The 15,108-nt window shown below is 41.8% G+C and carries 12 protein-coding genes; 2 read left to right on the top strand and 10 right to left on the bottom strand.

Annotated elements, in window-relative coordinates:
- Window positions 1-166: 166 nt before the first annotated feature.
- The 9 genes from FGG15_RS01185 to FGG15_RS01145 all read right to left on the bottom strand — a co-directional run bounded on the left by FGG15_RS01185 (window position 167) and on the right by FGG15_RS01145 (window position 10,952).
- Window positions 167-1,351 carry an OmpA family protein gene (locus tag FGG15_RS01185; RefSeq protein WP_138832367.1) on the bottom strand — a complete coding sequence of 395 codons (1,185 nt, stop codon included), beginning with the start codon at window positions 1,349-1,351 and terminating at the stop codon, window positions 167-169.
- A 119-nt stretch (window positions 1,352-1,470) separates the two neighbouring features.
- A complete protein-coding gene (locus FGG15_RS01180) occupies window positions 1,471-1,920 on the bottom strand; it encodes a hypothetical protein (protein WP_138832364.1) in 450 nt (149 codons plus the stop codon).
- Window positions 1,921-1,923: 3 nt separating this feature from the next.
- Window positions 1,924-3,066 carry an N-acetyl-alpha-D-glucosaminyl L-malate synthase BshA gene (gene bshA / locus FGG15_RS01175; RefSeq protein WP_138832362.1) on the bottom strand — a complete coding sequence of 381 codons (1,143 nt, stop codon included), beginning with the start codon at window positions 3,064-3,066 and terminating at the stop codon, window positions 1,924-1,926.
- Window positions 3,067-3,095: 29 nt separating this feature from the next.
- Complete coding sequence (locus FGG15_RS01170; RefSeq protein ID WP_138832360.1) at window positions 3,096-6,011, bottom strand: glycoside hydrolase family 3 N-terminal domain-containing protein; 2,916 nt, start codon at window positions 6,009-6,011, stop codon at window positions 3,096-3,098.
- 92 nt (window positions 6,012-6,103) lie between these two features.
- Complete coding sequence (locus tag FGG15_RS01165) at window positions 6,104-6,586, bottom strand: ABC transporter ATPase (RefSeq protein WP_138832358.1); 483 nt, start codon at window positions 6,584-6,586, stop codon at window positions 6,104-6,106.
- A gap of 1 nt (window position 6,587) precedes the next feature.
- Window positions 6,588-7,373, bottom strand: a complete 786-nt coding sequence (locus tag FGG15_RS01160; RefSeq protein ID WP_138832356.1) for a (Fe-S)-binding protein — start codon at window positions 7,371-7,373, stop codon at window positions 6,588-6,590.
- Window positions 7,374-7,383: 10 nt separating this feature from the next.
- The gene (locus tag FGG15_RS01155) at window positions 7,384-8,706 is read right to left on the bottom strand and encodes a 4Fe-4S dicluster domain-containing protein (protein WP_138832354.1); all 1,323 of its coding nucleotides are present in this window, start codon (window positions 8,704-8,706) and stop codon (window positions 7,384-7,386) included.
- Between the two features lie 3 nt (window positions 8,707-8,709).
- A complete protein-coding gene (locus tag FGG15_RS01150; protein WP_138832352.1) occupies window positions 8,710-9,675 on the bottom strand; it encodes an MlaD family protein in 966 nt (321 codons plus the stop codon).
- A gap of 71 nt (window positions 9,676-9,746) precedes the next feature.
- Window positions 9,747-10,952, bottom strand: coding sequence for an N-acetylmuramoyl-L-alanine amidase family protein (locus FGG15_RS01145; RefSeq protein ID WP_138832350.1), 1,206 nt, complete (start codon window positions 10,950-10,952; stop codon window positions 9,747-9,749).
- Between the two features lie 130 nt (window positions 10,953-11,082).
- Between FGG15_RS01145 and FGG15_RS01140 the strand changes: the two genes are divergently transcribed.
- Together FGG15_RS01140 and FGG15_RS01135 are read left to right on the top strand one after the other, a co-directional pair.
- On the top strand, window positions 11,083-13,779 hold the full coding sequence (locus FGG15_RS01140) for a putative LPS assembly protein LptD (protein WP_138832348.1): 2,697 nt from the start codon (window positions 11,083-11,085) through the stop codon (window positions 13,777-13,779).
- A gap of 44 nt (window positions 13,780-13,823) precedes the next feature.
- The gene (locus FGG15_RS01135) at window positions 13,824-14,204 is read left to right on the top strand and encodes a RidA family protein (RefSeq protein ID WP_138832346.1); all 381 of its coding nucleotides are present in this window, start codon (window positions 13,824-13,826) and stop codon (window positions 14,202-14,204) included.
- Here FGG15_RS01135 and FGG15_RS01130 read toward each other — a convergent pair.
- Window positions 14,197-15,048 (bottom strand): N-acetylglucosamine kinase, encoded by an 852-nt coding sequence (locus FGG15_RS01130; protein ID WP_138832343.1) that lies wholly within the window; start codon window positions 15,046-15,048, stop codon window positions 14,197-14,199. The two genes, FGG15_RS01135 and FGG15_RS01130, sit on opposite strands and share 8 nt — an antisense overlap.
- Window positions 15,049-15,108 lie beyond the last annotated feature (60 nt).

The following is a 15,108-nucleotide window of genomic DNA, read 5'->3' as shown; positions in this document are numbered from 1 at the left end:
AATACCAATTGCATTCATTCCATCGGCAACCTTCTAATTTAGCTTCTTTTTTTTAAAGATTTTTCACATATTTTAAGTTGCAATCTTCTTTAACTTTTAGCTTATATATTGCAGGTCTGAACAAAATTCAAAAACCTCCTTGCTTCAAACCATACCAGGGTTTCCATTAATCCAATGCCTGAATAACAAACTCTGACCTTCTATTTTTTGAATGCTTTTCCTCTGAACAAGGTGTGTTGTCATCGCATTCATTTTTCAACTTACTTTCTCCAAACCCTTCATTCAGTACTTTATCTTCAGATATACTCTTACTTATTATATAATCCCATGTGCGTTTGGCCCTTCGTTCCGATAACCATTGATTGTAATGGTCACTTCCCCTGGAATCCGTATGTCCTTCAATTTTTATTATCAAAGATGGGTTATCCTTCAAAATCTGCGCAAGCTGGTCCAGTACTTGCTTATCTTTTCGGGTCAAGTAGGAAGAGTTCAAGCTAAAGAACACATTGCCCAGACTCTCAATATCACTTCTTATCTTAGCTCTACGAGCTTCTTGTGCATCTCTTTTAGCTTTCTCTGCCGCTGCCAATTCAGCTGCTTCTTTTTCTCTTTGTAATCGTTCTGCCAAAAGGCGTGCTTCTTCATCCGCTCTTTGCTGTGCTGCTATGGAATCTTGGATTCGCTGTTGCTCTTTTTCTATTTCGTCTAACAATGCCTTCTTTTCTTCGCCTTTTCTGGAAAGTCCTTTTTCGGTTGCAAAGCGATAAGCTACTCCAACAGCATGCTGAATGTGATTGGACGAGTTTTCTGTATTCATGGTCCATTTACCTGTGGAGCTAAAATCCAGCCCCCAATGCTCCGAAAACCAGGTTCTAAAACCCAAGATAGCATTGTAAGTTCCCCTGCCCTGATTATTGGCATCGGTATAACCTGCTCCAACTCCAACATACGGGTCAAAGAAACCTGTTTCTCCCAAGATCATATTTAAATCATAGCTGAGCTTAAAATCCAGCCCGAGGTAATCTATATCTTCTGTTACAACCTGATTATCCACAACCTTACCTTCCTTGTACTTGTTGTAGGTGGCAATTGCTTCCAAACCAATTCCATTTTTAAGATACCTCCCAATGCTAATTCGAGATGGGTAAGGAACAGAATTCCAGCTGTCCTCAATATCAAAAAGGCTTCCAAATTCGTCACCGGAGTCGTCAACGAAATTGGTTCCCACTGTAAAAATCCAAGAACTTTTTACGATACTGTCCTTTACAGTCAATTCTGGCTGCTCTTGTGCGTTCAAATGAAGAGAAATCAAGCACATAGCTAAAATGAGCAGCGTTCCCAAAGTTTTCATAGCTGTGATTTGAGGTTATCTATGACAAAACTAAATTAAAGGGGGCAATTTACCAGTTTTGTACTTTCAAGTACCTCAATTTTTCGATAATAAGATGAAAGGCAAAAAGTATCGGTAAGCTACCTTGCTACTTTCTGAATATCCACCTTTTTGGTGGTCAGAGGCATCTTAAATACGTAGAAGGGATTTGAGATTACGGTGGTTTGAATTTCTTCTTTGGAAGCGTTGCCCAAGTCCAAAGCCAATGACATGTCCGTATCTGTTTCGGTTACTCTGGCAAGTGACGGTTTTGGCTGACCTTTAGAATCGCCCAAACAAATCACGACAACCATCTCCTGCGAAAAATCTACCACAGGTACGGGAAGGCCAGGTTTTCTAGTTCTGTTGATTCGGGAATAGAACTTGTTTAAGGATTTGGTATCCTTAATGGCCGCAGCCTCATATTCCTGTATGCCACTAAATCCATCCTGGGCTATCAGCACAATGTCTGGGTCGCCTTGGGACTGACCTTCCTTCTGTGCCTTACAGGAAGCCATGCAAACAAGTATAATCAACAGGGTGTACTTCATACATCAATAGGTATTCTTGAATCTGTATTTAAAGGCTTTTTCGTAAACTTCTTCATACAAGGGCAAAATATTCAAAATATCGAACTTGGAGGCCACTTTAAACGCATTTTCCTTAAATCTGTCCAAAACTTCATCATTACAAAGTATCTCCAATGCTTTTACTGCCATGGTATCCACATCCCCAACCTCAGCCAAATAGCCTGATATTCCTTCTTTGTTCACCTCGGGAATACCTCCGGTATTACTGGATACTACCGCTACTCTATTAATCATCGCTTCCAAAGCAGCCAATCCGAAACTCTCTGATTCCGAAGGCAATAAAAACAAATCAGTAAAGCAGAGAATCCTATCAATTTCTGTACTATTCCCCAAGAAAACCACTTTTTCCTTGATTCCCAGGTCTTCACACTGCTGCTCCGCGTATTCTTTTTCCGGTCCTTCACCTACCATGATCAATTTGGCGGGAATTTCCTTTTGGACTTTATAAAAGATATTGATCACATCCGGTATACGTTTTACCTTTCTAAAATTACTGATGTGTGTGATAATCCGCTCATCATCATTGGCCATCAACGACCTTTGGCAATCTGTATAATCCTGACTGTATTTAGAGCTATCTATGAAATTAGGGATAACCTCAATTTCCTTTTCAATTGCAAAGGTCTCCAGAGTGCTCTGCTTCAATGCTTCAGAAACGGAAGTGACAACATCTGATTTATTGATACTAAAAGTAACTGCCGGTTTGTAAAAAGGATGTTTGCCTACCAAGGTAATGTCCGTGCCGTGAAGGGTGGTGATCATAGGTATAAATATGCCTTCTTCCTGTAACATTTTTTTAGCCATAAATCCGGCATAGGCGTGAGGAATTGCATAATGTACATGCAAGAGTTCTATCCCATAGAATTTAATCGTATCAACCAATTTGCTGGATAAAGCCAATTCATACGGTTGATAATGGAACAGAGGGTATTCTGGTACATGCACCTCATGAAAATGGATGTTGTTGCCCAAAAGTTCCAGACGTACTGGTTGTTTGTAGGTTATAAAATGAATCTCGTGTCCACGTTCGGCCAGGGCAATTCCCAATTCGGTAGCTACAACACCACTACCTCCAAAAGTGGGATAACAAACTATTGCAATTTTCATAGGAACAAATCTAAAGCAATATTTACATTCTAATTTATAATGGAATCATAAATAGCTTGCTGAATTCGGGTGCGCAGTCCTGATTTTACCAAAAGCGTGTTTGATGCCGAAGGGTATGTTCTATTGGATAAAAACACATAAACCAACTCCTCATCCGGGTCCGCCCAGGTATAGGTTCCTGTAAACCCGCTATGTCCAAAGCTCTTTCTGGACACACAACCACAGGTTGGCCCCTTTTCCTTCAGTTGCGGTTTATCAAACCCTACTCCCCTTCTAACATCCTTATGACAGAAGTAGCAGGTGTTGAATTTTCTTATAGTACGCTCATTCAAGAACCGAACCCCTCCATACACCCCACCTTGAAGGTACATTTGCATAATCTTGGCCACATCATTGGCATTGCTGAACAAACCTGCATGGCCCCCAACACCTCCCTGCATGGCCGCTCCCATATCATGCACATAACCTTGAATGGTCTGGTGTCGGTAGTAATTGTCCTCTTCTGAGGGGACTATTTCCTCTTTGGAAAACCTATCCAAAGGGTTAAACGTGGTCCTTTTTAGTCCCATGGGGATATACAAAAAGTCATTGACCAACTTATCTATGGATTCTCCGTATGTCTCTTCTATGTACTTTTTAAACACATAATAGGCAACATCGCTATAGCGGTATCTGTTGGATTTTAATTCTTGCCTTCCAATCCGATTATATATGGAATCTTTGTAGGCATCGGTTAAATAAAGGTTGTTTGCTACCTTATACGAATACCCCTCCGTTGGCGTGCTTCTATAAAAATCAGGGGAAGGTCTTCTGTTCTTGGTCAAAGTCTGGATATAAAATGCAATCCAAGCTGGAAGTCGACCGTAGTGGGACAAGGCTTTTAATACGGTTACATCCTTCAATTCAGATTCCTCATACTCTGGAACCAATTCTTTAAATGTGTTGTTCAAGGCTATTTTTCCTTCCTCTTCCATCTTCATGATCATGGGCAAAGTAGACAGAATTTTAGTCAAGGAAGCCAAATCATAGATATGGGATTCGTCAATAATCTCTTCTGAGGTGTAGGTTGGTTTTCCAAAGTTCTTATGATAAACCACCTTTCCTTTTTTTGCAATCAGTACTTGGGCACCAGGGTACATCAAAGAATCCAATCCCTGTCTTACCAAACTGTCCACAGCGGCCAATTTTCCAGAACTCATTCCTACCCTTTCGGGGATGGTATATCCCAATCGTTGCAGCGGTTTGAGTCGAATCCCAGTATGTACCGGAAAATCTGGATGTGCCGATACCGGTAGCTTTCCATTGGCCCCAATAGCCCCAAAGATGGCCTCCGCGACACTTTCCTGCGCAATTTCGCTATTTTGATACCCTACCACCAAGGCATCGATGGTATCAAATTTGGCAACATCCAATAGCGCATAAGGTTTTGCAAAAAGTGCCAGAATGGTGTTGCTTGTTCGCAATCTTGAAATTTCCTGAAGCCAGAACAATTCGTTTTTGGAAAACTTATAGGATTTCCAGGGGCTCGAATTGTTTTTATGAAAACCTATGATCACCAAATTAAATGGAGTCAACTGATTTCGGTAGCCCGCTGCATCCTTGGCCTTTATCTCAGTCACTTCAGCATATTGGTTCAAGGTTTGGAAAAAAGTTTCGCCAGAATCATCACCAAAGTGGACATAGGCAATTTTTTTGTTCTCCAATTTCTTGATTGGCAGCAAGGAAAAATTGTTTTTGGCCACGGTAATCGCATTTTCCATGGCTTCTTCATGAAGGGCATCGTTATCTACCGTATTCAAATCTTCATGAAGCCCATCAAGCTCAACTGGCCTATACTCATGTAGCCCCACCTTGTACTTTGCCATCAAAATCTTTTTGACGGATGTTGATAATCGCAATTCGGTAACAATCCCCCTATTATAAGCTTCTACAAGCTTTTCCTTGGCCTGAAGTACATCCTTGGGCATCAAAAGCATATCATTCCCAGCGAGAAAGGCATTGAGTTCCACTTCTCCCTCTGGCGCAAATTCAGAAACGGCATTCATATTAAGTGCATCCGTTACCACCAAGCCTTTAAATCCCAATTCATTTTGTAAAAGCTCTGTAATCACCTGATCCGAAAGTGAAGAAGGTAGTCCTGCCCTCAAAAATTCCACTTGAGGCACCTCCAAATGAGCCACCATAACGGAACTAAGCCCATTTTCTATCAGAGATTTAAAGGGAAGCAGTTCCACAGTATCCAACCGCTGCTTAGTGGACTCAATTATAGGAAGTGATTTGTGGGAGTCCGTTGCCGTATCTCCATGACCGGGAAAGTGTTTCCCACAGGATAAAACCCCAGCCCTTTCCATACCATCCATAAATGCAATACCTTTCTGGGCAACACTTTTGGGGTCTTCCCCAAAGGAACGATTCCCAATAATTGGATTCTGTGGATTGTTATTTACGTCGATATCCGGCGCAAAATTGATGTGGACTCCAAGTCTTTTGGCGTGTTTTCCAATTTGAAACCCTATTTTTTCAATAATACAACTGTCCTTGATAGCTCCCAAGGTCATATTCCAAGGGAATGCATGGGTGGAGTCCAAACGCATGGCGAGCCCCCATTCGGCATCCAAACCAACCAAAAGAGGTGTTTTGGAAGCTTCCTGAAATTCATTGGTCAATTTGGCTTGTCGCACCGGGCCTCCTCTGGAAAATACCACTCCGCCAATATGATGCTTCTCAACCAATTTCTTTATTTTATCGCTGGCCTCCCTGTTCTGGTTGGAAGTTGCCATGACCATAAACAATTGACCTATCCGCTCTTCCAACGTCATGGCATTGTACTGGGCATCCACCCAGTTCTGTTGTGCCAAAGTATCGTTGGCCACCAACGGATTGTGCTGGGCCTGCATACTAACTAGAACAAATAAAAAGAGGGGAAAGTAAAAGTTTATCCGCATAAGTAACTTTCTAGGGCATATACTTATTGCTGATAAAAATATTGTATTTCATCGAACAATGCACTGAAATTGGGATAATTTACAGATATCCTCTATAAAAAACGGGAATGCCAGCTTTCTCCGGCAGGAACTTCCCAATGTTCCAGATACTCCAATTTATTGGCCACAAGGTTGTTAAAAACAGTGGTGTTTTTGGAAATGGACTTTGCTTTTGCCATTTTTTTGAAGTCTTTCAAAGACTTATAAGCAACGTACTCGCCTTGCTTGAAAGAGACGTTCATCCTATCCATAAGCTCCACACCATATTTTTGCTCCAAACGCTGTATAAAATGGACGGAAGCATCAATGGAACAGCCCGATGCGCTTGACTGGGACTGATCCAAACCAATGATGATAAAACGTTTATATCGTATCTCGAAGCCTGCTTGTAGATCGCTTCCATGAGCAGTCCATTCCTGCAAGAAACTGGATAGTCCAGCTTCAATTTCTTCCAATTCGTCCTCCGTAAAGCTTCGGTTGGACTGATAAATCCATATTCTCGAATTATCCGCAAGGGATTCAAAGTCAATTAGCATCTTAAATAGAATTTGCAATAAGTTCGGCTACATCCAAAACAGAAACACTATCCTCTTTTTCATGTGCCTTAATTCCGTCAGTCATCATGGTATTGCAATACGGGCAGCCGGTGGCAATGATATTGGGCTTGGTTTCCAAGGCGTCCTTGGTTCGCAATACATTTACATCCATATCCCCTTTCTCAGGCTCCTTGAACATCTGTGCCCCGCCAGCACCACAGCACAATGCCGTTTTTTTATGGCGCTTCATTTCCACTATATCCGCATTGGTTTTCCTGAGCACCTCCCTTGGTGCTTCATAAACCGAGTTGGCTCTTCCCAAGTAACAAGGGTCGTGAAAGGTGATGCGTTTTTCTTTATAGACTTGGCCTTCCAAGGACAGACGTCCATCATCCAATAATTCCTTGATGTATTGTGTATGGTGAACAACTTCGTAATTCCCTCCCAGACCAGGGTATTCATTTTTAAGGGTATTGAAAGAATGGGGATCGCAAGTAACAATTCGCTTTATTTCGTAGCCATTTAGAATTTCAATGTTCATCATGGCCTGCATTTGGAACAGAAATTCGTTGCCAGCACGCTTGGCCACATCCCCAGTACAACTTTCCTCGGGACCCAAAACTGCAAAGTCCACATTGGCTTTGTTCAAAATTTTCACGAAAGCCCTAGAAATTTTTTTGGCCCTATCATCATAACTACCGGCTGAACCCACCCAAAACAATATTTCGGGCTGTTTGCCTTCAGCCATAAACTCTTCCATGGTCTTCACTGTAAGTGCTTCACTCATAGGACTTCATTTATTCGTTTACCCAGTTCAATCGGTCCATTTGGTTGTAAGGCCAAGGAGCCCCATTGTTTTCAATATTGGACATCATATTGTTCAATTCGGTTGGCGCAGCGGACTGCTCCATGACCAAATACCTTCTCATCTCTACAATTATCGAAAGTGGATCTATGCTAACAGGACATGCTTGTACACAGGCATTGCATGTGGTACATGCCCAGAGTTCCTCTCTTGTAATGTAGTCATCCAATAGTTGTTTTCCATCCGAAACAAACTCTCCTTTGTTGGCGTCCAAAATCTTGCCCACTTCCTCCAATCGGTCACGAGTGTCCATCATAATCTTTCTGGGGGAAAGTTTTTTTCCTGTTTGGTTGGCCGGACATTCCGAGGTACATCTACCACATTCCGTACAGGTGTATGCATTCATCAACTGTACCCAACTCAAATCCGTAACATCTGAAGCACCAAATTTCTCAGGTTCCGGGGCATCATCGGCAGGAGCAGCATAGGGATCAGCAGATGGGTCCATCATCAACTTAACCTCGTTGGTTACCGCTTCCAAATTATTAAATTCCCCTTGCGGCTTCAACTTTCCGTAGAACGTATTGGGAAAGGCCAAAATTATATGGAGATGCTTGGAGTAATAGAGGTAATTCAAAAAAGCAAGAATGCCCAGAATATGAACCCACCAAGCGCTCCGTTCAATCAAAATCAAATTGGAAATGGAAAAATCCTGAAACAGGGTGGCTATATACTGACTAACAGGAAAGGCTCCAGCCTTTACATAATGTGGAGCATCCAGCTGCTGCAATTGAAAATCAGCCGCATTCATGGTAAGAAACAGACACATGAGCACCATTTCTATATACAGAATCATATTTCCATCCTTTTTGGGCCAACCTTCCATTTCAGGCTTCACAAAGCGCTGTAGTTTAATTGTATTTCTTCTAATCCAAAAAAGGACTACCGCCACAATGACCAAAACAGCCAAAATCTCAAAAGATCCGATCAGGAAGTCATAAACAGCTCCCAATGGCGCAAATATGCGATGGGTTCCCAAGATGCCATCCAAGATAATTTCCAGCACTTCTATATTGATAATCAAGAAGCCAGCGTACACAATTATATGCAAGAGTCCGGCAATTGGTCTTACTACCATTTTGGTCTGTCCCAATGCAATACGAAGCATGTTTTTCCACCGTTGGGGCTTGTGGTCGCTTACATCCACATCCTTGCCCAACTTGATGTTCCTAGTTAGTTTTTTTACATTTTTGATAAAAAATCCGATTCCAAAAATCAGGGCTAGGGTGAATAAAATATTGGGTATGTATTCCATCTATTATTCCTGTTTTTGAGCTGCGGGATCGTTTTCCGGAAGTTCGTAATCCTTCTGTTTTTTACCAAATACCGAAACATTGACATAGCGCTTCGGATTCAATCGGAAATCCTGTAGCAATAAATCGAGTTCCCTGGAAGCTGCAGTAAGGTTGTCATATAATTTTTCGTCTTGGGTCAGTTTTCCTAAGGATCCCTCCCCTTTTTCTATCTTTTCCAAAACAGTGTTCAATTTTTCCACGGTGGTCTTAAAATTGGAAACTGTTCCAGCCAAACCTGCGTTGGCCAAAGAATCTGATAGTTTGGAGAAGTTGGTGGTGATTTTATCCACATTCTTCAGGGAATTGTCCAGTTGCTCCTTGTTGTTCTCCAACAAGGTACTGAACTTGTCCGCGCTTACTTTAAACGATGCTATAAGCTCATTGAGGCCTGCAATGCTCTGTCGTAATTGCTTTCGGGTTTGATCGTCAAGCACCTTGTTCACGTTCATCAACAAGGTGTCTGCGTGAGATACCGCACCCTCCACCTTCATTTGTAAAGGAGTCAATTTTTGCTGAACCAACTCGGTTAAACCAGGTTTCGTATTGGTAATCAAGGTATCTCCGGACCTGGCACTGGGTGCACCATCAAATACTGGATTTATTTGAATACCTTTTCCCCCTATGATTCCAGTATCATATAGCTCAGCTTTGCTGTTTTTGGAAAACTCAAAATCATTGTTAATTGAAAAAGTGACCAATAATTTTCCTGATCCGTCTTTAAATTTGATGCTATTTACATTGCCAACAGCCAGGCCGTTTATGGTTACTTGGGTGCCGGGCTGCAACCCTCCAACATGATCATAAACCGCATATAGGGTTTTACTGTCTTCAAATAAGGAGGAGGATTTAAGGTAACTAAGGCCAAAAATGAATGCCAGGATTCCAGTAAGTACAATAATCCCAGTTTTAATTTCCCTGGATAGTTTCACAAGGTTCGGTTTACGGTTCTAAACAAAATTAGGAATAATTTTGACAAAGCTACCACGGTTTTGGTAACCTCTTACAGCACGGTCTTTAAGGGCACCCTCACCCCATTTTTGTAGGCTACAATGTAAGATGTGGTATAGCCTTTGGCGTCCGCCTGGGTTTTAAGTCTTTTGGCCTGATCAAATGTGGTGGCCTCGCCATACATATAGCGATATAAGTTCTTGAAAGGTTCTTTGGAGAGCATTCCCAATCCTCTAAAGTTCTCTCCTCTCAAGGGAATGTTTTTACCACTCGCCATTAACTGTACTTTAAAAACAACGTCACTTTTGGGCGCTGTCTTTATTTCCTCTTTTTTAATTGTGACCGTTTCTTTTTCCGGTGAAGTATTTGTATTTGAACCAGCAACCTCTTGTTTGGGCTGTCCTTCGTCTTGTGTTGTCATATGCACAGCACCTGACGAATCTTCTATGACCACTGGAGAGGATGAAGTTTCCACTACGGTTGACAAGTCATTTTTATAGGCTAATATGGCATCTGCGATGGCCTTTCCCATTTCTGTTTGACCTTTGGAAGAATTAAGGTAGCCCCCTTCATTTTTATTGGTCAGGAATCCTGCTTCTACCAATACACTTGGCATAAAGGTTTGGTGCAATACAATGAATCCCGCTTGTTTTACCTTGCGATCTTTCCGCCTTAATTTTTTGGTGAAGTTATCCTGCAATTTCTTGCCCAACATAATACTTTGCTCCAAAAACTCCTCTTGCATGATGGTCAATCCAATAACGGATTCAGGAGAATTGATGTCATATTCGGCATAGCGCTGCTCATAGTTGTCCTCCAAGTAAATCACGGAGTTTTCCTTTTTGGCAACTTCAAAATTTTGACGATTGGCGTGGAGACCAAGAACAAAAGTACCAGCTCCATAGGCATCCGAATTATGGGAATCGCAGTGTATGGAAACAAATAGATCAGCATTGGCCTGATTGGCTACTTCCCCCCGGACAAATAAATCCACAAAACTGTCATCCTTACGGGTATACACCACTTTAATATCTGGGTGCTTTTCCAACTCGGCCCCCGCTTTTAGCACAATCCCCAACGCAATGTTTTTTTCGAGGTACCCGTTGCCTAAGTTTCCTGGATCATGCCCGCCGTGACCAGCATCCAATACAACCACAAACTTATCTTTAGGAGGCACTTCGGTATCATTATTGGTGAACGAAGTCAGGGGGGGAACAATTAAAAGGACTATAAGAAAAGATAACCAACTTTTATTCATAAGAACTATACAATAAAGGTGTTCCGCTAAGGTTAAAAATATTGTAATCCCCAATCAACGGAACAAAAAATATATGTAAGTTTGATCCCAAAAACTGAGCCAAACTAGCACAAAAATAGGATTTATAGCGTTGCAATCAAATAAACATTTTCTAGTTCTCCTATTTATTCTTCTCGGTAACTTACTAATCCTAAGAGCTCAGGAAGATCCTATTATCCCTTTGCCCATAAAGCCATTGCAGGATAGTATTACGGCTCCATTAATACCCGCCAACATTCTGAATGACTCCATTGCTGTTGATTCCGTGGCCGCGGATACGGTCCGAGGTAAAAAACCATTATTGCTGGACAAAATCAAATATAAGGCCAAGGACTACGTGAAGTTGAGCCAGAAAGATAATAAAATTTACCTGTATGACGAGGCAGAAATTTATTATCAGGATACAGAATTAAAGGCTGGGGTCATTGTAATGGACTACGTAAAAAACGAAGTGTATGCCGGAAGGTTAAGGGACTCAACCGGGACCTATACCCAGTTGCCCTTTTTTAAACAAGGGTCCAATGAAGTGAGACCAGATTCCATTCGCTTTAATTTTGATACACAAAAGGCCCTAATATGGAATTCCCGATCGGAGCAGCAAGCTGGTTTGGGAAAACTGGGGAGTGATGCCATGAAAGTGTATGCTGAAATGACCAAAAAGGAAAACGATTCCGTTTACTTTTTAAGCGAAGGGAAACTAACAACTTCCAAAGATACCGTTGACCCTGACTACTACATTAGAATTCGAAAAGCCAAGTTCGTACCCAAACAGAAAATCATAGCCGGATATAGCAACCTTTACATTGTTGACGTTCCGACGCCCATAGCACTACCTTTTGCATATTTCCCCTTAAGTCAAGGCCGGGAAGGAGGACTTATTTTTCCAACATTCGGGAATGACCCACAGCGGGGATACTTTATTCAAAACGGAGGGTATTACATCCCCATTGGTGATATTGCGGACATTGCCCTTACCGGGGATTATTACACCAACGGAAGTTACGGATTCCGAGCAGCAACACGGTATCGTAAAAGGTATAAGTTTAACGGAGGTATCAATATAAGTTATGAAAACCTAATCAGAAGCCAGAAAGGATTTGATGATTTTAGCCGTACCAGCAACTACAACATCCGAATACAACATACCCAGGATCCCAAGGCAAGTCCGTACTCGAGGTTCTCGGCATCGGTGAACTTAGGTAGTAGCCAGTTCTTTACCAACTCGCTGAATCAGGTAAATAGATCCAATACGCAGACCAACACTTTTGCATCGTCCATTAGTTATTCCAAGACATTTCCGGCCTATCCCTCCGTAAATACCAGTTTAACCTTGACGCACTCGCAAAACTCAAGAACTCAAGCCATAAGCATGTCCTTACCAACATTCCAGGCTAGTATGGAACGTATTTTTCCGTTAGCCAAACGTGATGGAATCAAAAAAGGAATCCTTCAAAATATCAACTTTCAGTATGACGTTAATGCGCAAAACAGCATAACGACCACGGAGGAGGACTTTTTTACCAGTAAAATGTTTGAGGACGCCCGTGTTGGAGCCAGACATCGAATCCCAATCGGGACCAATTTTAAAGTGGCTAAATACCTCAGTGTAAGCTTGAATGGAAATTATGAGGATGTGTGGACCTTGGAAACCATCAACAGGAGGTTTGATCAAGATGAACAAACTGTAGTAACCGATACCATTGCTGGTTTTGACCGTTTTAATCGCTACAGCATGGGGGCCAGTATTGGAACTGTACTGTACGGAACCTTTAACCGTGGGGAGGACAAGAAAATCCAGGCCATAAGACATACGATAAGGCCATCCATAAGCTATAACTATTCGCCATCATTTGAAAAATTCTATGAGACCTATACGGATGGTGAGGATAACGAAGTGCAATACACTCCCTTTGAAACCAGCATTTATGGTAGACCTTCCTTAAGTCGAGGAAACTCCATTGGCTTTGCCATTCAGAATACGTTAGAGGCTAAGGTAAGAGACAAGGATTCCACGGTTCTGGAACCACGGAAGGTGCAAATATTGAGCAACCTTAGCTTCTCCACCAATTATAATTTTGAAGCGGATTCGCTTAAGTTAAGTCCGGTGAACGTAAGTGGGGCCACCCAAATTATAAAAAATGTACCGATCAACTTCTCGGCAACCTTGGATCCTTATGCCATAGATAATAATGGACGGCGAATCAATACCTTCAATATAAAAAATGGGGGTGGTCTCTTTAGATTAACCTCAGCTAGATTGAACACTGGTTTCAGACTGGACAGTGAAATGTTCAAAAAAGGGGGAAAGAAAGACAAGGAAGATTCTAAGGATAGAGACCCTGATTACAGTGCCAACCCCTTTGAGCTGAAGGGAGCGAGGGATGGTGAATTCCAGTTTGACCGGGAAGAACGGGAAACCGACGATGAAGTAAATAATCCATTGTACGCCAATGAAATTCCCTGGGACATGCGGATTACCTACGTAGCTACCTATAATAACAGCAACCGGCAAAACGAAATTACCAACCATTCCATCATGTTCAATGGAAATGTGAAGCTAACCCCAAAATGGGAGGTTGGTGTGACTTCTGGCTACGATATTAAAAACAAGGGATTTGCCGATACGCGGTTTGCATTTAAAAGGGATTTGGACAGTTTTAGGTTGAGCTTTGATTGGACTCCATTTGGACGTTTTGAGCGTTGGTACTTTTTCATTGGTATAAAGGCCAATATTTTGAGTGACTTGAAATGGGAAAACCGAAGTCAACCCTTTAGAAGCGTTAGGTAAATTCGCTAACTTGTCAACATTAGCTGTAACAAAATCATATCCCCATGAAAAAAATAATCAACACTCCAAATGCCCCGGCCCCTATTGGCCCGTACAATCAGGCTGTATTGATCAAGGACACCCTTTATGTTTCAGGTCAAATCCCTATCGACCCCAAAACGGGTAATTTGGTAGAAGGAGATATTCAGGAAGAGACCCGGCAATCCATGGAGAATTTAAAAGCTATTCTACAAGAGGCGGGAATGACTTTTGAGCACGTTATTAAAACCTCCATCTTTATCAAGGATATGCACCAATTTGCACAAATAAATGAGGTGTATGGTTCTTATTTTGATGCAGATACGGCACCGGCAAGAGAGACCGTGGAAGTAGCTAACCTTCCAAAGTTTGTGAATGTGGAAATTTCTATGATTGCGGTTAAATAGTTTCCTTGTGGAACTCCATTAGCCCTTCTATGGGTCTACGCCTAATTACCCCTAAAATCAAATCGTTGCGCTCCAAAACAGTGGCCAATTCATCCCTTAGGAAATGGGCAATGCTACCCACAAAGTTGATGGGTACCTTGGTGGCCAGTTCGAACTGCATGATGTAGTTGTTCACAAACTGTTGCAATCCTTTATCGATAACGCCACGACAGTAGGGGTGTTCTTTATTTTCTATAATAAAACGGGCAAACGTTGCCAAATAGGTATTTGGATTGGGTTGCTTGTATAGGTTTTCCTTAATGGCATCGGCTTCCAAATTATACTCCTTGCTAAATTTCATGCCCAAATCTTGTGGCATTTTATGGAAATAGTAATCCCGAAGTAATTTTCTGCCGAAAAAATTCCCACTACCATCATCCATAAGAATATATCCCAAGGAAGTCACTTTTTGAAAGAGTTGGTGGCCGTCGTAGTAACTACAATTAGACCCTGTACCCAAAATACAAACTATGCCTTGATGCCCAATCTTGGTTGTGGAATAAATGGCTGCATAGGTGTCTTCCCGAACTTCTGCCTTGGCATTGGGGAAAAAATCTTTAAAGATTTCCTTAAGGAAATTCTTCATTCTATCGGTTCCGCAACCTGCACCGTAGAAATATAGCTGACTTACGATATCCTTGTTTTTGGACAATTCAAAATTGTTGGCCAATCGATCCTCGATTACCTCCCGGGTGAGTACCTCTGGACTAAGTCCCAAGGTTTGGGTCATAAATAATTGCTCCCCTTTCTCATCCAAGGCAATCCAATCCGATTTGGTTGCTCCACTGTCAACAATCAATATCATAGGTCGGTTTTTAGTTAGGTTTCGGGAAGCAGATAACCACTTCCCGAAATTCTATATTAA

The organism is Flagellimonas algicola (assembly GCF_005937185.1).
Classification (GTDB): domain Bacteria; phylum Bacteroidota; class Bacteroidia; order Flavobacteriales; family Flavobacteriaceae; genus Flagellimonas; species Flagellimonas algicola.
This window is presented reverse-complemented; position numbering and strand designations above follow the sequence as displayed.

Bases quoted from the DNA above. Each gene is read 5' to 3' on its own strand.
- FGG15_RS01185 (WP_138832367.1), bottom strand. From the start codon at position 1,351: ATGAAAACTTTGGGAACGCTGCTCATTTTAGCTATGTGCTTGATTTCT.
- FGG15_RS01180 (WP_138832364.1), bottom strand. From the start codon at position 1,920: ATGAAGTACACCCTGTTGATTATACTTGTTTGCATGGCTTCCTGTAAG.
- bshA (WP_138832362.1), bottom strand. From the start codon at position 3,066: ATGAAAATTGCAATAGTTTGTTATCCCACTTTTGGAGGTAGTGGTGTT.
- FGG15_RS01170 (WP_138832360.1), bottom strand. From the start codon at position 6,011: ATGCGGATAAACTTTTACTTTCCCCTCTTTTTATTTGTTCTAGTTAGT.
- FGG15_RS01165 (WP_138832358.1), bottom strand. From the start codon at position 6,586: ATGCTAATTGACTTTGAATCCCTTGCGGATAATTCGAGAATATGGATT.
- FGG15_RS01160 (WP_138832356.1), bottom strand. From the start codon at position 7,373: ATGAGTGAAGCACTTACAGTGAAGACCATGGAAGAGTTTATGGCTGAA.
- FGG15_RS01155 (WP_138832354.1), bottom strand. From the start codon at position 8,706: ATGGAATACATACCCAATATTTTATTCACCCTAGCCCTGATTTTTGGA.
- FGG15_RS01145 (WP_138832350.1), bottom strand. From the start codon at position 10,952: ATGAATAAAAGTTGGTTATCTTTTCTTATAGTCCTTTTAATTGTTCCC.
- FGG15_RS01135 (WP_138832346.1), top strand. From the start codon at position 13,824: ATGAAAAAAATAATCAACACTCCAAATGCCCCGGCCCCTATTGGCCCG.
- FGG15_RS01130 (WP_138832343.1), bottom strand. From the start codon at position 15,048: ATGATATTGATTGTTGACAGTGGAGCAACCAAATCGGATTGGATTGCC.